The sequence below is a fragment of the Streptococcus mitis genome (assembly GCF_946188585.1).
In the GTDB taxonomy this organism is placed as follows: Bacteria; Bacillota; Bacilli; order Lactobacillales; family Streptococcaceae; genus Streptococcus; species Streptococcus mitis_DG.
Map to the genome: position 1 here is coordinate 14,795 of NZ_CAMHVI010000002.1, position 18,240 is coordinate 33,034.

General features: G+C 42.8%; 17 protein-coding genes and 1 pseudogene. 3 read left to right on the forward strand and 15 right to left on the reverse strand.

What is annotated here, in order from left to right; genetic code table 11:
* Positions 1-90: 90 nt before the first annotated feature.
* The 3 genes from N8M66_RS02775 (at position 91) to N8M66_RS02785 (ending at position 1,773) form a co-directional block, all read left to right on the forward strand.
* Positions 91-798 carry a nicotinamide mononucleotide transporter gene (locus tag N8M66_RS02775; RefSeq protein ID WP_000749110.1) on the forward strand — a complete coding sequence of 236 codons (708 nt, stop codon included), beginning with the start codon at positions 91-93 and terminating at the stop codon, positions 796-798.
* A 129-nt stretch (positions 799-927) separates the two neighbouring features.
* A complete protein-coding gene (locus N8M66_RS02780; protein WP_020902425.1) occupies positions 928-1,341 on the forward strand; it encodes a hypothetical protein in 414 nt (137 codons plus the stop codon).
* 18 nt (positions 1,342-1,359) lie between these two features.
* Positions 1,360-1,773, forward strand: coding sequence for a hypothetical protein (locus N8M66_RS02785; RefSeq protein ID WP_081109311.1), 414 nt, complete (start codon positions 1,360-1,362; stop codon positions 1,771-1,773).
* 38 nt (positions 1,774-1,811) lie between these two features.
* Here the strand turns inward: N8M66_RS02785 and dtd are convergent, their stop codons facing one another.
* From dtd to N8M66_RS02860, 15 genes and pseudogenes are all read right to left on the reverse strand, one after another.
* Complete coding sequence (gene dtd / locus N8M66_RS02790; RefSeq protein ID WP_070479776.1) at positions 1,812-2,255, reverse strand: D-aminoacyl-tRNA deacylase; 444 nt, start codon at positions 2,253-2,255, stop codon at positions 1,812-1,814.
* A 29-nt stretch (positions 2,256-2,284) separates the two neighbouring features.
* Complete coding sequence (locus N8M66_RS02795) at positions 2,285-4,507, reverse strand: RelA/SpoT family protein (RefSeq protein ID WP_261045499.1); 2,223 nt, start codon at positions 4,505-4,507, stop codon at positions 2,285-2,287.
* Between the two features lie 135 nt (positions 4,508-4,642).
* Complete coding sequence (locus N8M66_RS02800; protein ID WP_061590495.1) at positions 4,643-5,773, reverse strand: ABC transporter ATP-binding protein; 1,131 nt, start codon at positions 5,771-5,773, stop codon at positions 4,643-4,645.
* Positions 5,774-5,885: 112 nt separating this feature from the next.
* Positions 5,886-6,755, reverse strand: coding sequence for a helix-turn-helix domain-containing protein (locus N8M66_RS02805; RefSeq protein ID WP_049488337.1), 870 nt, complete (start codon positions 6,753-6,755; stop codon positions 5,886-5,888).
* Between the two features lie 3 nt (positions 6,756-6,758).
* Positions 6,759-7,145, reverse strand: a complete 387-nt coding sequence (locus tag N8M66_RS02810; protein WP_049511045.1) for a Mini-ribonuclease 3 — start codon at positions 7,143-7,145, stop codon at positions 6,759-6,761.
* On the reverse strand, positions 7,138-8,481 hold the full coding sequence (gene cysS, locus N8M66_RS02815) for a cysteine--tRNA ligase (protein ID WP_125416139.1): 1,344 nt from the start codon (positions 8,479-8,481) through the stop codon (positions 7,138-7,140). Before cysS ends, N8M66_RS02810 begins: the two co-directional genes overlap by 8 nt.
* A gap of 17 nt (positions 8,482-8,498) precedes the next feature.
* Positions 8,499-9,020, reverse strand: coding sequence for a dihydrofolate reductase family protein (locus tag N8M66_RS02820; protein ID WP_261045507.1), 522 nt, complete (start codon positions 9,018-9,020; stop codon positions 8,499-8,501).
* Positions 9,021-9,320: 300 nt separating this feature from the next.
* Complete coding sequence (locus N8M66_RS02825; RefSeq protein WP_261045509.1) at positions 9,321-10,205, reverse strand: GNAT family N-acetyltransferase; 885 nt, start codon at positions 10,203-10,205, stop codon at positions 9,321-9,323.
* 11 nt (positions 10,206-10,216) lie between these two features.
* Positions 10,217-10,834, reverse strand: a complete 618-nt coding sequence (gene cysE / locus N8M66_RS02830) for a serine O-acetyltransferase (RefSeq protein WP_261045510.1) — start codon at positions 10,832-10,834, stop codon at positions 10,217-10,219.
* Positions 10,835-10,849: 15 nt separating this feature from the next.
* Complete coding sequence (gene pnp, locus N8M66_RS02835) at positions 10,850-13,063, reverse strand: polyribonucleotide nucleotidyltransferase (RefSeq protein ID WP_261045512.1); 2,214 nt, start codon at positions 13,061-13,063, stop codon at positions 10,850-10,852.
* Positions 13,064-13,408: 345 nt separating this feature from the next.
* A complete protein-coding gene (gene metF / locus N8M66_RS02840; protein WP_000089956.1) occupies positions 13,409-14,275 on the reverse strand; it encodes a methylenetetrahydrofolate reductase [NAD(P)H] in 867 nt (288 codons plus the stop codon).
* 101 nt (positions 14,276-14,376) lie between these two features.
* Positions 14,377-16,626: a 5-methyltetrahydropteroyltriglutamate--homocysteine S-methyltransferase gene (gene metE, locus N8M66_RS02845; protein WP_261045513.1), complete on the reverse strand. Its 2,250-nt coding sequence runs from the start codon at positions 16,624-16,626 to the stop codon at positions 14,377-14,379.
* Positions 16,627-16,977: 351 nt separating this feature from the next.
* Positions 16,978-17,271: pseudogene (locus tag N8M66_RS02850) on the reverse strand (helix-turn-helix domain-containing protein).
* 186 nt (positions 17,272-17,457) lie between these two features.
* Complete coding sequence (locus tag N8M66_RS02855) at positions 17,458-17,823, reverse strand: TIGR02328 family protein (RefSeq protein ID WP_261045515.1); 366 nt, start codon at positions 17,821-17,823, stop codon at positions 17,458-17,460.
* Positions 17,807-18,211 (reverse strand): YbgA family protein, encoded by a 405-nt coding sequence (locus tag N8M66_RS02860; protein WP_261045517.1) that lies wholly within the window; start codon positions 18,209-18,211, stop codon positions 17,807-17,809. The genes N8M66_RS02855 and N8M66_RS02860 overlap by 17 nt, the downstream gene beginning before the upstream one ends.
* Positions 18,212-18,240 lie beyond the last annotated feature (29 nt).

Genomic DNA, 18,240 nt, shown 5'->3' on the forward strand with positions numbered 1-18,240 from the left:
TTTTATTTTCAGGGTTTTATTTCTATCATTTGATTTTACTTTCATTTAGTTGTATAATATTTGTTAAAAAAAAGAAAGATATTTTAATATATGAAAAAATCACTAAAAATTTTTGCGACATCCAAATGGTTTGACCTCTTCGGGGTTGCTTTGGTCGTTGGGATTGCAATTGCATCTGGTTACCTCAACTCCCGCCTCGATAAATTTGTAGACTGGGGACCATGGACAGCTCTTGTACCCTTTGGATTGATTTCCGTAACCAACGTTGGGATTTCCATGTTGTCCACTCGTTTCACGGGAAAATTAAGCAAATGGGGAAATTACTTTGGTATTGTTAATACCATTTTGTCCGGTGCTATTGATTATATCCTTGGAAATAAGGCAGCCATCATTACCTATCCCGTCACCTTCCTCATTTATACCTTTGCTATTAAGAAATGGGAAGCTTCGCAAGAAGGCAGACCCAACCAAATGAGCCAAAAACAGCTAAAATTGGCGGCCATCATCATTTCAATCATCGCCTTCCTCTTTGCCTTTGTGACAAACTATATCGGCTATGGAGGAAAGATGAATCTCCTTGCCTACGTAACAACTATTGCCTTTGCATTGTCCCTCATTGCCAATGCTTTTAACGCATTGAAACTAACAACTCAGTGGGGCTTTTGGTTGATTTACAATTTTGTGCAGCTTACAAAGGCTGGTATTCAAGGAAACTTTGCCAATATCGGAAAATACATCTTCTATATCCTCAATGCAATCGGAGCTTTATTTGTCTGGAATGATGAAGAAGTAAGATAATAGAAGAAAACTTAAATAAAAAAACAAGTCGACTTAAGAGAATCTCCCTTCTGCTATTTTTATCATTTTACTTGTAACTCCCATTCTTTTGGAGTAGAATGAAGCTAGATAAAAGAGGGAGGTCATCTTATGAAAAATCTCTTTAGAATCCATTTTATAGCAATTGCAGTCATCGATTTGCTACTATTTGCATTTTTTAGCACTAGACCCGAGACAGCTTTCGACCGGCTCTTGCTCTCTGGTTTTATTTTCCTCCTTACTCAAGGACTCCTGTTATTTCGCTTGCTTGTCCAACTCAAACATCAATTCACTGAGATTTATCCTCAAATCAATAAAAAGATTCGCTTCTACTATTTAGGGGTTCTCTCCATTGATTTTCTATTTTTTGTCCTTTTAGCCTTCGTTAGTTCTCATCGTTTTTCATCTCTTATGCCAATCATCACTGCTTGCCATTCTACTTTATATTATATGACGGCTGACTACCTAAGAGAACACTATCCAGATTTTTACGATAAACACATCTCTTTATGGGAGTGTCTCTAAGGAAAAGGAGGTTTTAGCATGAAAAAAATCATCTTCATCAAAAGCATTCAACTCCTTGTCATTGATGGAATCATGCTGGCATTTTTGACATTTAAAGAGGGGCTTACTTGGGATTGGATTTTGATTTATAGCGGTTGGCTCATTTTCTTTCATCCTGTGCTATTGACCTATCTTTCTAACCAACTTTGTGACCACTTTAGTCACCTCTATTCCCAGATTAGACCGAGATTCTGGCGTTTTGCCTTACAAAGCCTCTTATGGGATATCTTGATGATTCTCTCCTTGCTGTTTTTAAGGGGTATCCCACTTTTCCTTCAGGGAACTCTCCTCGTCCTAGGACATCTCGTCCCTTCCTATCGCATCTGCCAAAGCCTGAAAAGAGATTTCCCCAAGGCCTATCAAGAACCGATTTCATTTTGGAGTATTTTGTAATAGATAAGAAAAACCAAGCCCACTGGGCTTGGTTTTTCTTATCTATTTTTAGTATCAAGGATAATGGTAACTGGACCGTCATTGACCAGTTCAACCTGCATATCCGCTCCAAAGATGCCTGTCTGAACGGGTACTTCTTGCGCTAATTTTTGATTGAATGCATCATAGAAGTCTGATGCCATATCAGGCTTGGCTGCCCCTGTAAAGGCTGGACGATTGCCTTTCTTGGTATCCGCAAAGAGGGTAAACTGAGAAATAGAAAGGATTTCTCCTTCAATATCTTTGACAGACAGGTTCATCTTACCTTCTGCGTCTGAAAAAATCCGCATGTTGACCAATTTTCTCACAGCATAGTCCAAATCTTCCTCTTGGTCCTCTGGTCCAACACCAACCAGCAATAGGAGCCCCTGATTGATTTTTCCCTGAATCTGACCTTCGATACTCACTTGGGCTTTTGTAACCCGTTGGATAATGATTTTCATAATAGCCTTTCTAGTAAGAGCTAGGGCAATTAACCGTTAGTCCGTTTGACAGAGTAAACTTCTGGCACACTCTTAATCTTGTCCACGACCGTGGTCAGCGTCGAGAGGTTGGCAATGCCGAAGGACACATGGATATTAGCAAATTTCATATCCTTGGTTGGTTGGGCGTTGACTGTTGAGATATTCTTAGTTGTGTTTGAAAGAACTTGCAGTACATCGTTCAACAACCCTGTACGGTTGAGGCCGTAGATATCGATATGAGCCATATACTCCTTATTTGAGCTAGAGTACTGGTCTTCCCACTCCACATCAAGGAGACGTTGCTCGTAGTTTTCTTGGGCGCGCAGGTTCATACAGTCCACACGGTGAATAGCCACACCACGACCCTTGGTGATATAGCCAACAATATCGTCACCAGGAACAGGATTACAACACTTGGCAATCCGCACTAGGAGACCTGAGGCTCCTTCAATGACCACACCACCCTCATGCTTAACCTTGAGGGTTTCTTTGTTTTCAACCTTTACCTCGCCACCTTTGACAAGTTCTTCTGCCTCCGCCTTGGCCTTGGCACGTTCTTCCTCACGGCGTTCCTTTTCAGTCAGACGATTAAAGACGGTAATGGCACCGATTTCGCCAAAACCAATGGCCGCAAAGAGGGATTCTTCTGTCTTGTAGCTGGTCTTTTGTAGAACTTGGTCCATATGACGCTTGTCCATGAATTTATTGGCCACATAGCCATTTTCTTGGAACTGAGCCATCAGCATTTCACGACCCTTGTTGACAGACAATTCCTTGTCTTGATTTTTAAAGAATTGACGAATCTTATTACGCGCCTTGCTGGTCTTGACCATGTTGAGCCAGTCACGGCTCGGTCCAAAGGAGTTAGGGTTGGTGACAATTTCAACCTGATCCCCTGTCTTGAGCTTGGTTGTCAGTGGAACCATACGACCATTGACCTTGGCACCAGTTGCTTTTTCCCCAACTTTTGTATGGATTTCGTAAGCAAAGTCAATCGGTCCTGAATCTTTTGGAAGGGAACGGACAGCTCCATCTGGGGTAAAGACGTAAATCTCCTCAGCCAGATAGTTTTCCTTAACTGAATCCACAAATTCCTTGGCATCATCAGCCTGGTCTTGGAGCTCCATCATCTCCTTGATCCAGTTCATCCCGATAGCTGATTCCTTGCTGTTAACCTGCCCCTTGATGCCTTTCTTATAAGCCCAGTGAGCCGCAACTCCGTACTCAGCCACCTCGTGCATTTCCTTGGTCCGAATCTGGAATTCGATTGGCCCTTTTGGTCCATAAACAGTCGTATGGATAGACTGGTAACCATTGGCCTTGCGGTTAGCGATATAATCTTTAAAGCGACCTGGCATTGGTTTCCAAAGCTCATGCACATAACCAAGCATGGCATAAACATCACTTTGGGTATCTAAAATACAACGAATGGCAATCAGATCATAGATTTCCTCAAACCGTTTTCTCTTGTCCTGCATTTTGCGGAAAATCGAGTAAATATGCTTGGGACGACCATAAATCTTCCCTTTCAAGTGACGATCTGTCGTATATTCCTCTAATTTTGTGACTACCTCATCCACCAAGGCTTCACGCTCTCTGCGCTTTTCCTTCATCATATGGGTAATCTTGTAAAACTCCGTTGGGTTGAGATAACGGAAAGATAGATCTTCCAATTCCCATTTGACGCTAGAAATCCCCAAACGGTGAGCAAGAGGTGCATAGATTTCCATGGTTTCTTTAGAAATACGCTCCTGTTTGTCTTTTCGAAGGTGTTTCAGCGTCCGCATATTGTGCAAGCGGTCAGACAGTTTGACCAAGATAACACGGATGTCCTCAGACATGGCCATGAGCATCTTACGATGATTTTCCGCCAATTGCTCCTCGATCGATTTGTACTCGACCTTACCAAGTTTGGTAACCCCATCGACGATTACCCGCACATCAGGGCCAAACTCTATCTCCAAATCATCCAAGGTCGCATCTGTATCTTCTACCACATCATGCAAGAAACCACAAGCAACCGTTACGGCATCTAGCTTAAGCTTGGCTAAAATCCCTGCCACTTGGATAGGGTGAATAATGTAAGGTTCGCCAGATTTCCTATACTGGCCACTGTGGCATTCAACAGCATAGACTAAGGCCTTATGGACAAAAGCAACATCTTCTTTTGATAAATATTTTTGCGTTAAAGCGACAACCTCATCGCCCGTCAAATTCACTTCTTTCGGCATCTCTACTCTCCAATTCTTCCTACCATTTTATCACTTTTTTAAGAATATGAAAACTAGAAAATTCCCTCTCAATCAATCCACATTTCAAAAAACACTGCCAGATTTCTCTAGCAGTGTTTTGACATTTCATTTATCTTAGTAAACTGTTCTTTCAGTTTCTACATCGAAGAAGTGTGCTTTGTTCAAGTCAAATCCAAGTTCAACTGTTGCGCCTGTTTGCAAGTAGTCACGAGCATCAACTTTAGCAACGAATTCATCTTTACCAACTTGGCAGTATAGGTGAGATTCTGAACCAAGCAATTCTGATACAGAGATAGTAGCTTTTACAACTGATTCTGGGAATGTTTCAAGGAATGCTTCCTCTGCATTCACATCTTCTGGACGGATACCGAAGATCAATTCTTTACCTTCGTAACCTTTTTCACGAAGAACTTTCAAAGCACCTTCTGGCACTTTCAAACGGAAACCGTCAGAAACAATTTCGCTACCAACCAATTTCACGTTGATGAAGTTCATTGCTGGGCTTCCGATGAATCCTGCAACGAATTTGTTAACTGGGTTTTTGTAAACTTCTTGAGGAGAACCGATTTGTTCTACACGTCCGATAGTGCCTGTACCAGCAGGGTTCTTAGTTGCTGACATGATAACGATACGGTCTGCAAGTGTCATTGCTTCTGTTTGGTCGTGAGTTACATAGATAGTTGTAGCTCCGATACGACGGTGAATTTTCGCAATTTCAGCACGCATTGATACACGAAGTTTTGCATCCAAGTTTGACAAAGGTTCGTCCATCAAGAATACTTTTGCATCACGGACAATCGCACGCCCCATGGCAACACGTTGACGTTGACCACCTGAAAGGTCAGCAGGTTTACGTTCCAAGAATTCCTTCAATCCAAGGATTTCAGCTGCTTCTTGCACACGTTTGTCGATGTCTTCTTTGCTGTATTTACGCAATTTCAAACCGAAAGCCATGTTGTCATAAACAGTCATGTGTGGGTAAAGAGCGTAGTTTTGGAATACCATGGCGATGTCACGGTCTTTTGGAGCTACGTCGTTGACAACCACGCCATCGATAGATGCAGTACCTTCTGTGATGTCTTCAAGACCAGCAATCATACGAAGAGTAGTTGATTTACCACATCCTGAAGGACCTACGAAAACGATAAATTCTTTGTCTTTGATGTCCAAGTTGAAGTCTTCAACTGAATAGTGTTCGCTGTTTGGATATTTTTTGTAAATGTTTTTAAGATTCAATTCTACCATGAGGTGAACTCCTTTTGTCTTTTGATAGTTTTATTATAGATGAAAACGCTTTACTTTTCTATGGCAAGGTGACCAAAAAAATAAAAAAGTTCTGTGCAACTTGCACAAAACTTTATAAAATATCTGGTAAAATCAACTGATAACACAAGGTCAGGTCAGTCAATTCCTTCAACTGAAGCCCTGTCAATTCTTCCCATTTATCAATCTTGTATTGAAGAGAATTACGGTGCAGATAGAGTTGCTGGGCTGTTTTAGTTAAGACAGCACTATTTTCCCAAAGAGAAAGAATGATTTCCTGAATCTGATCCTGGTCCAAAATCATCTGGTGCAGACATTCTTTAATGACTCTCAGGTCAACGAGTCTTTCTCCCATACTCCAAAGATAGAGCTGAGAAAAAGTATGAACACCTTGGTGACCTTGACGCCACCAAGTCTTAAACAAATCGCGCTCCGCTTTGATTAAGTCTGATAGGGCTTGATGTCCTGTCTGAGACCAAACCTGACCTAACATGATAGAGAGACGCAGTCCAAAGTCATACTCAACCGCTTCAATCGTATCACTTAAAATAGCTCGTACAGAGGTATATCTATCTTGTTGAAGCACGAAAACATAATCCTGAGCTCCGACTTGAAGCACCGTCTGACAGTTGGGAAAAAGAGTCCGCATCATATCTAGCCAAGAAGCTAGATTTTCCTGCTGAAAATAGGAAAGATGACAATAAACCAACTGAATCTTTTTAAAAGTTTTCGGTGCCTGTCCCTTCCCCTCAACCAGATAAGAATACCAAGGATTGAGCGAACGAGCTTGCTCCTGCTGGGTCAACAGGGCAACCAACTGCTTTTCACGCTCACTGAGACCAGCTTCCTCCAACAAAATCCACTGCTGAGAAGCTAAAGGGAGCGTGAGATAGCCTTCTTTCTCTACTGGTTGGTCTGAAATCTGAGCTTCAGGAAACCAGTCTTGTAGTTCTTTTGCCATCATGTCCTAGCCCTCCACTTTTTGGATGCACCACGAAATCAAGCTCTCAAGACGTTCTAGATTAGCAGTCATATGGAGATAGCCCATGACGGCTTCAAAACCTGTGGACATACGGTAAGTCACTACATCAGCATTTTTAGCCTTGGTGTGGCTATTGGTATTGCGACCACGTTTGTAGATTTCTTCTTCTTTTTCCGTTAGAACTTGCTCCTCCAACATGAGGGCAATCAGGCGAGCTTGAGCCTTGGCTGAAACATACTTGGTCGCTTCTTGATGGAGTTTATTGGGTTTGGTCATGCCTTTGAGGATGAGGTGGCGGCGAATATACATGGAATAAACCGCATCTCCTTCAAAAGCTAGCGCAATCCCGTTAATGAGATTGACATCAATCACGTGTCCACCTCACTCCATCTTTGGTATCAAGGAGCTTAATTCCTTGAGCAGCCAATTGGTCACGGATTTGATCCGCTGTCGCAAAGTCACGATTTGCACGCGCTTCTTGACGTTTTTGGATCAAGTCTTCAATCTCTACATCCAAAACTTCCTCAACAAAGACAATTCCAAAGACTTCTAACATATCCGCAAGAGCTTGCTTAACACTTGCATCATAATTGCCAGAGTTAATCCACTTGGCCATTTCAAAGACTACTGTAATACCGTTGGCAGAGTTGAAATCCTCATCCATAGCCGCTACAAACTTATCTTTAAAGGATTGTAACTCTTGGGCGTCCACATTTCCTGTAAAAGGTTGCTCGTAAGTATTCTTCAGATACTTAAGATTAGTCTCTGCATCGCGCACCGCTTTTTCCGTAAAGTTGATTGGCTTGCGGTAATGCTGAGTCGCAAAGAAGAAACGAAGCACTTGCCCATCGAGGGTTTTGAGGGCATCATGCACTGTAATAAAGTTGCCCAAGGATTTGGACATCTTGACATTATCGATATTGACAAAGCCATTGTGCATCCAGTAGTTGGCAAAGGTCTGACCAGTTTTGGCTTCTGACTGGGCAATTTCATTGGTGTGGTGTGGAAACTCTAGGTCAGCTCCACCACCGTGAATATCAATGGTGTCGCCCAAAATCTCTGTTGACATGACTGAACACTCGATGTGCCAGCCTGGACGACCAGGTCCCCAAGGACTATCCCAAGAAATCTCGCCTGGCTTGGCAGCTTTCCAGAGGGCAAAATCTACAGGATTTTCCTTACGAGCCGTTTCTTCATCGGTACGACCTGAAGCACCTAGCTCCAAATCTTCCAAGGTTTTATTTGCTAATTTGGCATAGTTGTGGGATTTTTCCACACGGAAGTAAACATCCCCTTGGCTCTCATAGGCAAAACTTTTTTCAATCAAGTCTTCCACAAAGCGGATGATATCCGCCATAAACTCCACTACACGCGGATGGCGAGTCGCAGGTTTGACACCCAAGGCCGTCACATCCTCACGAAAGGCAGCGATGTACTTGTCCGCAACCTCCTGAGGCGTTATACCTTCTTCCTTGGCACGGTTGATAATCTTATCATCCACATCCGTAAAATTGGAAATATAGGCAACCTCGTACCCACGATACTCAAAATAGCGACGAATGGTGTCAAAAGCCACTGTTGAGCGGGCATTCCCCACGTGGATATAGTTATACACGGTTGGCCCACAAACATACATCTTGACTTTGCCGTCCTCAATCGGGACAAATTCTCGCAAATCACGAGACATGGTGTCGTAAATTTTAATCATGCGGTCCACTCCCTTCTCTATTTCTGACTTTTTCGGCTGAAAACCAGCTCTGCAAAAGGACCAAATCGTCTGAGGCTATCTAGTTGGTAAAAGCGTTGCCCTTCCTCTTGGGTAAAGAGGGGAACCCCCTTTCCTAGGATAAGGGGCGCTATCTGAATAATGAGGTGGTCGAAAAGATCCGCATCCAAGAGCGGTCCTACCAAGGAATTACCACCAATCACAAAGACATTTTTGCCTTTGTCGATCTGGTGAACAAAGTCCACCACATCCTCAGCTACTGGCTGGTAATTACTGACAGGCAGGTACCTATCATGCGTAAAGACATAGTTTTCCGTAGCTTGATAAAAACTTTCTACATCTTGCAAATCTTGGATTTCCTCAAAGGTCCGCTTGCCCATGATGGTGATATCCATTTGCCTGTAAAAGTCATCATAGCTTGTATCCTCTACAGAACCAAGCTGATGGAGCCAGTCTATCCTGTGCTTGCTGTCTGCCAAGTAGCCATCCATGGTGATACAGCCGTAAAAATATACTGCCATTCTTGTAGTTTCCTTTCTAGTTCTGCTTCGCCTTCACTTAGCGGGATAGGCCCATATGATTAGACCTAAGCTAATCAAAGTATCAGCAAAATCCTTGCTGGACAAGAAAAATCAGCTAGACAACAGCGATTCCAATCTGCAGCAGAAAGGTTCATTCTTAAACATTCAAGCGCCTCTCCTGTCTACTTCCGGCTCAAGCTGTCATAGATTTTAATCATAAAATAATAGTCAGGAAAACCAAAATCCAAGAACAATTAGTTTCATCACTAAGAGTTCAATTCAATTTCAGTCCGAATCTCTCTACACTTCGGAATCCCTTGCTCCTTTCTCATTCAGATAAACCACCTGGGTCTGTTTGACAAAGCCGATTTTTTCATACAAATGTTTGGCACCCACGTTACTATCCTCTACTGCAATCTGAAATTCCTTATCATTTTGCTCAATCAGTTGGTTGACTAGAGATTTTGCTAAGTAGCTTCCATAGCCTTTTCCACGTTCAGGTTCCGATATTGCCAAACCATAGAAGTAATTCGTATTAGTCGATAAATCTACCGTGCAAGTCCCAATAACCTGACCGTTTTTTAATAAAATATATAGACGACTTTCTGGATCCTTCAGAGCTTCAGCGACATATCTATCCACAACTTCTCTCGATTCGTGTTCCTCTGAAAATGCCTGGAATTTTAACTGACTAATTTGCTCTTGATACGAACTATCTGCTAACAAAACTTCAAGATTAGAAACATTTGCTAACGGATAAGGTCTTCTATCCTTACCTAACCAGGTTTCTGTCTCTTCATCCTCGACCAATCCCCAGTTGCTGACAAAATCAGGATGACGTTCTAGAAAAATACGTTCTGTCTGAAAAGTCACTGAACGAATAGGGAAAGAAGCCGTTTCTTTCTCAAAACTCGTAAACAGAGCACGCGCAATTCCCTGACGACGATAATCTGGATGAACCAGTATCGACACTTCCACATCTTGGTCATCAGCATAGACAGTTAAGAGACCAACAAGTTCGCCTTCTTCATAATAAAGGAAAAAGGCGGGCATGTTTGGGTCAAAATTAAGCATGTTAGAAAGATAGGGATCACGATAAGTTCCATCATAGACTTGACAACAGTTAATTAGTTTTTTTGCCTCAGATAGCTCCTCATGGCTTAACTCGCTTCTTGCTTGAATCATATAGGTATCCTCTACAGCCCAGACGATCTGTGACTGGCTTCTTTAGCCTGCTCGAGTTTATTGACATAATACTCTCGTTTTTCTTCGACTTCGTGAATGACTGGCTCATCTTTTTTACCATGAAGGCGGACAATTTTGGCCGGGATACCAACAACCGTCACATCACTAGGTACATCTGCTACGACAACTGCTGCAGCACCGACCTTGGCATTTGCACCGATTTCCACCGGTCCGATAACCTGGGCATGGGCTGATATGAGAGCACCTTTACGCACAGTCGGATGACGTTTGCCAACATCCTTCCCTGTCCCACCGAGAGTCACTCCGTGATAGAGAAGAACGCCTTTTTCAACAATCGCCGTCTCACCAATCACCAAGCCAGAACCGTGGTCAATAAAGACACCTGAATCGATCTGGGCTCCTGGATGAATCTCAATCTGAGTCCAAAAGCGCCAGAACTGACTGTGCATACGAGCCAGGAGTTTGAAGCCATGCTTCCAGAGAAAATGCGAGAGACGGTGGGCCGCCAAGGCCTTGACACCTGGATAAGTCAGCAAAACCTCCAAAGTGGTGCGGGCCGCTGGATCATTTTCTTTTACGATATCAATGGTTTCGCGCCACCATCCCATACATTTCTCCTTTTCTTATTCTGAATCTTTTGGTGTTTCTGTAAATTCTTTCTTAGGTTTGTGGTCCTTGTGATGACGTGGGCGGTGAGGTCTCTCAGACTTTTCACCATTTTCATCATGCTCAGGTTTTGGCGGACGAGGAAGAAGAGCCTTCATAGAAGCATCAACACGGCCTTTTTCATCAATCTTAATAACCTTAACATCGACTTCGTCTCCGATTTCTACCAAATCTTCTACACGGTTAGTACGCGTCCAAGCCATCTCAGAAATGTGAACGAGGGCATCTGTCTTGTCAAAGAGGTTAACAAAGGCACCAAATTTCTCGATACGAACAACCTTAGCATGGTAAACTTCATCCACTTTGGCTTCACGAACCAAACCTGCAATGATTTCTTTAGCACGGTTAATAGCATCTTGGTTGCTAGAGTAGATAGACACATTTCCTTCTTCGTCGATATCAATCTTAACGCCTGTTTCGGCGATAATCTTGTCGATGGTTTCCCCACCTTTACCGATAACAATCTTGATCTTGTCCACATCAATCTTGATGGTATCAATTTTCGGAGCAGTTGGAGCCAATTCTGGACGAACTTCTGGAATAGTTGCTTCAATCACATCAAGGATTTCAAAACGCGCTTTCTTGGCTTGAGCAAGGGCCTCAGTCAAGATTTCTGCAGTAATCCCTTGAATCTTAATATCCATTTGAAGGGCTGTAATCCCGTCACGAGTACCAGCAACCTTAAAGTCCATGTCTCCAAAGTGATCTTCCAAACCTTGGATATCTGTCAATACTGTGTAGTTATTCCCATCTGAGATAAGTCCCATAGCAATACCAGCTACTGGCGCCTTGATTGGTACACCACCAGCCATAAGGGCAAGAGTTCCCGCACAGATAGAAGCTTGAGATGAAGAACCATTTGATTCCAAGACTTCTGCTACCAAGCGGATCGCATATGGAAATTCTTCCAAACTTGGCAAGACTTGAGCAAGAGCACGCTCACCTAAGGCACCGTGACCGATTTCACGACGACCAGGCGCACCGTAACGACCTGTTTCCCCTACAGAGTATTGAGGGAAGTTATAGTGGTGCATAAAGCGTTTCTTGTACTCAGGATCCAAACCATCAATGATTTGAGTTTCACCCATCGGAGCCAGGGTCAAGACTGAAAGAGCCTGAGTTTGTCCACGAGTGAAGAGACCAGAACCGTGCACACGAGGAAGGAAGTCAACAACCGCATCCAAAGGACGGATTTCATCGACCTTACGACCGTCAGGACGCACCTTGTCTTCTGTGATCAAACGGCGCACTTCAGCGTGTTCCATTTGTTCCAAGATTTCAGCCACATCACGCATGATACGGTCAAATTCTTCGTGGTCTGCATATTTTTCTTCGTAAACAGCAGTTACTTGGTCTTTGACTGCTTGAGTTGCAGCTTCACGAGCCAATTTTTCTTCTACTTGAACCGCTTTTTGGAGATCACTGTTGTAGGCTGCGATGATTTCAGCTTGCAAGTCCGCATCCACATGAAGCAATTCCACTTCTGCTTTTTCCTTACCAACAGCAGCAACAATTTCTTCTTGGAAGGCAATCAATTCTTTGACTGCTTCATGCCCTTTAAGAAGAGCTTCCAACATGATTTCTTCTGACAATTCTTTGGCACCAGACTCTACCATATTGATAGCGTGTTTGGTACCAGCTACTGTCAGTTCAAGAAGCGATTGCTCTGCTTGTTCTTGACTAGGGTTGATGATGATTTGGCCATCTACATAGCCCACTTGTACCCCAGCAATTGGTCCATCAAATGGAATGTCTGAGATAGAAAGCGCTAAAGAAGAACCAAACATAGCTGCCATAGGTGCAGAGGCATTTTCATCATAAGAAAGTACTGTGTTAATCACTTGGACTTCGTTACGGAAACCTTCCGCAAACATAGGACGGATTGGACGGTCAATCAAACGCGCTGTCAATGTCGCATCCGTTGAAGGACGTCCTTCACGTTTCATAAAGCCACCAGGAAACTTCCCAGCCGCATACATTTTTTCTTCATAGTTGACTTGAAGTGGGAAGAAATCCCCAGTTGCCATTTTCTTAGACATAACGGCCGCAGTCAAGACAGTTGACTCACCGTAACGAACGACAACTGCGCCATTCGCTTGCTTAGCAACCTGACCAGTCTCTACAATTAACTCACGACCCGCAAAAGTCGTTTGGAACACTTGTTTTGTCATTTTAATCCCCTTTGGATTGATAATATTATACGCCTTGCCTACAAAAATCAAGATACTAAGCCGTCAAGCAACTCAAAGGAAAATAGGAAATCGAACGACGGAGCGACTGCTCCTAGGCAGATTTATCTTTTTCCAAAGAGTTGTAGGCGTGTTCAATTCTCAAGATATTTTGGAAGGTTCGGCTTGCCGAACATTTCTGTAAAAAAATCCTTAATAACCTAAATACCCTCATCTTTGTATCAAGTACGTACAGAGTCTATTTTATCATATTTCTCTTAAAAAGTGCGGTCTTTACCATTAAAAAGGAACCATTCCCCTCACCTGAGAAGAATGGTTTGCTTTTTATTATCCTAGAGACTGATGATTAAACAAGGCATGGGTTGCTTGGTGAATGTATTTTGCTGTTTCAGCATTGTTCATGGTGTAAAGATGCACACCGGCGACATCCTGAGTTACCAAGTCCACGATTTGGTCCACTGCATAGGCAAGTCCTGCTGCTCTGAGCGACTCAGGGTCATGCTCATACTTGTCTAAGATGGCTTTAAATTTGCGTGGAAGATGGATATTCTCACAAGTTTTCAAGAGACGGAGAGCCTGATTTCGATTCAGAATTGGCATAATCCCTGCATGAATAGGAACATCAATCCCAGCCAAGATGCACTTGTCTTGGAAATCATAGAAGCGCTCATTGTCAAAGAAAAGCTGAGTTACAAGGCTCGAACAGCCTGCATCTACTTTCTTCTTAAGATTTTGAATATCTGAAATCTGATTTGGCGAATCAGGGTGACCTTCTGGATAACAAGCACCAACAATATCAAAGTGAGGGGCTTGTTCCTTGATGAACTCAATCAAGTCAGTAGCGTAGCGGAAATCCTTTTGTGGCTCTACATCTGGAATGATATCCCCACGAAGAGCCAAGATTTTCTGCACCCCAACCTTGTCCAAGTCAGCAATGGTTTCAGCAACCTTGTCCTTGGTCAAATAGATGGCTGGCAAGTGAGCAATAGTCGGAATCGCCAAGTCATTTTGGATAAAGTCAGCCAAACGAACCGTCGTTTCCTTGATATTAAATTTATTATTGCTGGCAGTTACACTGATAAAGTGAGGAGCCAACTCCTGCATATCTTGAAGAGCAGAAATAATTTTATCATTACCCACGGCTGGGTTTGGAGGGAACACTTCAAATGAGAGTGACGGTGTTTGGCGTGACATAGTCATTATCCTTTTCTAGTTGATTTTTTCGTTAGCTGGATTCCTAGAATCCAAGTGAAACAGGCAGATTGACCAAACAGTGCTTCTAGAGAAATCCTATCTTACAATTTCTCACGCGCAGCTTTAGCTGCTTCCACAAGGCGGATCAAGCTTTCTTTTGTTTCTGGAATACCACGTGTTTTCAAACCACAGTCAGGGTTGATCCAAACTTTCTTGCTTGGCACTTTAGCAAGAATGGCTTCGATTGTGTGGTCGATTTCGCCTTCATTTGGCACACGAGGTGAGTGGATATCGTAAACCCCAGGACCCACTTCTGTTTGGAAGTTTTTCGCTTTGAGTTCGTCCAAGATTTCAAGGTTTGAACGGCTTGCCTCAAATGAGATAACGTCCGCATCCAAGTTGTCGATAGCTGGGATGATATCTGTAAATTCTGAGTAACACATGTGAGTGTGGATTTGTGTGTCTGGCGCTACTGTTGAGTGTACCAAGCGGAAGGCAGGAATTGCCCAGTCAAGGTAGTCTTCGTACCAGTCGCTACGACGGAGCGGCAATTTCTCACGAAGAGCAGCCTCGTCGATTTGGATGATTTTCACACCAGCAGCTTCAAGGTCAAGCACTTCATCCTTGATAGCAAGGGCGATTTGAAGAGTTGAATCCTTGATAGAGATGTCTTCACGTGGGAATGACCAGTTGAGGATGGTAACAGGTCCAGTCAACATACCTTTAACAGGTTTGTTTGTACGGCTTTGTGCATAGCTAGACCATTTAACAGTGATAGGGTTAAGACGAGTGACATCACCCCAGATGATTGGTGGTTTCACCCCACGCATACCGTATGATTGTACCCAACCGTTTTTAGAGAAGAGGTAACCTGACAAGTTTTGACCGAAGTACTCAACCATGTCGTTACGCTCAAATTCACCGTGAACAAGGACATCAAAGTCGATATCTTCTTGCCACTTAATCCATTCATCAATTGTTTCAGCAAGGAAAGCGTCGTACTCTTCTTGAGACAATTCACCTTTACGGTAAGCCAAACGTTTGGCACGAACTTCTTTTGTTTGAGGGAATGAACCGATAGTTGTTGTTGGAAGAGCTGGAAGTTTGAAAGCTTCTTCTTGGATAGCTTCACGCTCTGCAAAGGCTGGCAAACGAGTGTAGTCAGCGTCTGTCAAACCAGCGATGCGCGCACGAAGTTCAGCATTTTCACCAACACGCTCAGTCGCAAAGAGTTCTTTGTTGGTTGCAAGTGCTTCTTCACCTTGACCATTGCGGATAGCATCCAAATCACGAATCTCATCCAATTTTTCAACTGCAAAGGCAAAGTGGTTCAAGATAGCTGGTTCAAATTCTTCATTAGCAGTTGTAAATGGCACATGAAGAAGTGAGCATGAGCTTGTCAACACAATGTTTTCAGCTGGGATTTGCTCAAGAACAGCCAAGCTCTTTTCGTAGTTGTTACGCCAGATGTTTTTACCATTGACAATACCTGCATAAAGAGTCTTGTCAGCTGGGAAACCACCTTTAACGAGTTCAAGAGTTTTCTTACCTTCAACGAAATCAAGACCGATAGCATCTACTGGCAATTTCACAAGGTCAGAGTAAACATCACGAACGTCACCAAAGTAAGTTTGAAGCAAGACTTCAAGACCTTTTTTATCAGCCAACAATTTGTTGTAGAGGTTCAAGAAGAGTGCTTTTTCTTCGGCTGTCAAGTCTTTGACAAGAGCAGCTTCGTCCAATTGGATGCGAGTCGCACCAAGTTCAGCCAATTTAGCAAAAACTTCTTGGTAAGCAGCTACTAAGCTATCTACGAAATCTTCTGCTTTCACGCCTTCTTCAAAGTCTGACAATTGAAGGAAAGTGAATGGACCTACAAGAACAGGACGAGTGTTGAGACCAAGTTCTTTAGCTTCTTGGAACTCATCGAAAATCTTGTGACCTGCAAGTTTAACTTGAGTGTCTTTTTCAAACTTAGGAACGATGTAATGGTAATTAGTGTTGAACCATTTCTTCATCGGAAGGGCGCGAACGTCTCCTTTTTCTCCTTGGTAACCACGACCCAAAGCGAAGTAGCGCTCAAGATCAGACAAGTCCAAGTTTTGAACGGAAGCAGGTACCACGTTGAAAAGGAAAGCTGCATCTAGGAAGTTGTCATAGTGAGAAAAGTCATTTGATGGGATTTCAGTGATGCCTTTTTCTTTGACGATGTTCCAGTGTTTAGCGCGCAATTCTTTTGCTGCTGCAAGGAGTTCTTCTTCTGAGATTTCTTTTCTAAAGTATTTTTCAGTTGTAAATTTTAATTCGCGGAATTCGCCCAAACGAGGGAAACCGATGATTGTAGTTGACATGATGTGTCCTCCAAAATTTGTTGTTGAAACTATCTTAACAGAAAAGAAAGCGTCTGTATAATTGTAAAAAATTAGGCTTTGATATAGTTTGAAACTATATCTCTTTTTTGAACAAAAGAAAAAGACCTGAGGCAACTGCCTCAAATCCTTTGTATAGCTTGTTTTTGGCTGTGTTTTAGTAGGAATACTCAAATACGTTATTAGTAATTCTTATAAGTGACTATGACTTGTTATTAGAAAAGACTATAGGTTGATTTTTCTTTTGTAATTCTGATATTCCCCTGAAAAGTGCGGACGGGAGGTAAAATTATCCAGTGGATGATTTTAGCCAACCAAGTCATTTCATCCCTATCAACCTTTTTTCTGTTCAAGTGGGACGACTGCTAGTGTCTTTCCTAAACTGGCTAGGACTTTTAAGACTGTGTCCAACTGAGGACTTGTCTTTCCTGTTTCCATCCTAGCTATGACAGGCTGGCTTACTCCACTGAGTTCTTCTAGTTTTTTCTGAGTGATTCCTTATTCATGCCTAGCCTCAATCAGCTCACTTATGATAAACACTCGCATATCACTTTCAAGGATTTCCTCCTTGGTAAAGAGTTCAGATCGGACATCCTTCCAATTACTACCAATAGCATTATTCTTCATCACTTAATCCTCTTTCTTTTAAGTTCCTCAACTCACGCTTGGTTTTTTAAAATTATAACTCAAAAGTTATTAAAAGTAAATCCTAACATTTATAAAAAGAAGACCTTAGAAAAATTCCAAAGGTCTCATCTTTATTATTCGAAAAAAATTGCGAGAAGAGGTATAAAGTGCTGGTAATCCTTACGTTTACTCCAGCTCAATCCCCTTCTCTTGGAGATTGTCCAGGCACTCCTTATAGTAGGCTTCGTCATGTTCGCTGTATATAGGACTAGTCAACTTCTCCTCTCCCAAATCTTCATATGGAGGGCAAATTTTACCACGGTAGTTTTTATCCATCCACTCTGGACTGACATTATAGCCACGGTCAGCCATTTCCTCCATGATCAAGCGATGATAGGCATAGAGACGATAGGGCGAGTGAGTAAAGATATAGTCCACCGTCGCATGCTTTCTGCCCCAGCCATTGCCACGCAGGGCGCAACACTCTCGATGTTGCCCCAAAAGCTGAGGATGGGGAAGTTGTGAAATCAAAGCCTCATGCCAAAGTCTCATGGGAATCTCCTTTCAGTAAAGTCGAATGTTGCAAGTAGGTATTTGGATAGCGTTTAAGCAAGTCTCTAGTCTTATCAATAACATCTTCCTTGGAAGCCTGACCAAAGCGGTAGCGATCCAGCAAGAGCATGTAGTCCTTACGTTCAGCATCTGTCGCTTTCTTTTTGAAATAACCCCAAATATGCTGAAAAGCATTGCAAACCTGACCCCTGTGTTCTGGAATCTGACAGGCACGGTCGATCATCTCCTGAACCTGACTCACCTCCACCTCTTCATTCTTCAAGTATTGGCGAATCTCATTGTAAATATTGCTGGAATGGCTCAAAACGAGGTATTTGTTTCTCGCCCAGAGTTGCTGGCATTGAGATTTTTGATTAGTTTGTTCCATCTTTCTCCTTGCTTTTGATCAGTTTCCAG

What these genes read in the sequence shown, in the direction of transcription:
- N8M66_RS02775 (WP_000749110.1), top strand. Translation starts at nt 91, where the DNA reads ATGAAAAAATCACTAAAAATTTTTGCGACATCCAAATGGTTTGACCTC.
- N8M66_RS02780 (WP_020902425.1), top strand. Translation starts at nt 928, where the DNA reads ATGAAAAATCTCTTTAGAATCCATTTTATAGCAATTGCAGTCATCGAT.
- N8M66_RS02785 (WP_081109311.1), top strand. Translation starts at nt 1,360, where the DNA reads ATGAAAAAAATCATCTTCATCAAAAGCATTCAACTCCTTGTCATTGAT.
- dtd (WP_070479776.1), bottom strand. Translation starts at nt 2,255, where the DNA reads ATGAAAATCATTATCCAACGGGTTACAAAAGCCCAAGTGAGTATCGAA.
- N8M66_RS02795 (WP_261045499.1), bottom strand. Translation starts at nt 4,507, where the DNA reads ATGCCGAAAGAAGTGAATTTGACGGGCGATGAGGTTGTCGCTTTAACG.
- N8M66_RS02800 (WP_061590495.1), bottom strand. Translation starts at nt 5,773, where the DNA reads ATGGTAGAATTGAATCTTAAAAACATTTACAAAAAATATCCAAACAGC.
- N8M66_RS02805 (WP_049488337.1), bottom strand. Translation starts at nt 6,755, where the DNA reads ATGATGGCAAAAGAACTACAAGACTGGTTTCCTGAAGCTCAGATTTCA.
- cysS (WP_125416139.1), bottom strand. Translation starts at nt 8,481, where the DNA reads ATGATTAAAATTTACGACACCATGTCTCGTGATTTGCGAGAATTTGTC.
- N8M66_RS02820 (WP_261045507.1), bottom strand. Translation starts at nt 9,020, where the DNA reads ATGGCAGTATATTTTTACGGCTGTATCACCATGGATGGCTACTTGGCA.
- N8M66_RS02825 (WP_261045509.1), bottom strand. Translation starts at nt 10,205, where the DNA reads ATGATTCAAGCAAGAAGCGAGTTAAGCCATGAGGAGCTATCTGAGGCA.
- cysE (WP_261045510.1), bottom strand. Translation starts at nt 10,834, where the DNA reads ATGGGATGGTGGCGCGAAACCATTGATATCGTAAAAGAAAATGATCCA.
- pnp (WP_261045512.1), bottom strand. Translation starts at nt 13,063, where the DNA reads ATGACAAAACAAGTGTTCCAAACGACTTTTGCGGGTCGTGAGTTAATT.
- metF (WP_000089956.1), bottom strand. Translation starts at nt 14,275, where the DNA reads ATGTCACGCCAAACACCGTCACTCTCATTTGAAGTGTTCCCTCCAAAC.
- metE (WP_261045513.1), bottom strand. Translation starts at nt 16,626, where the DNA reads ATGTCAACTACAATCATCGGTTTCCCTCGTTTGGGCGAATTCCGCGAA.
- N8M66_RS02855 (WP_261045515.1), bottom strand. Translation starts at nt 17,823, where the DNA reads ATGAGACTTTGGCATGAGGCTTTGATTTCACAACTTCCCCATCCTCAG.
- N8M66_RS02860 (WP_261045517.1), bottom strand. Translation starts at nt 18,211, where the DNA reads ATGGAACAAACTAATCAAAAATCTCAATGCCAGCAACTCTGGGCGAGA.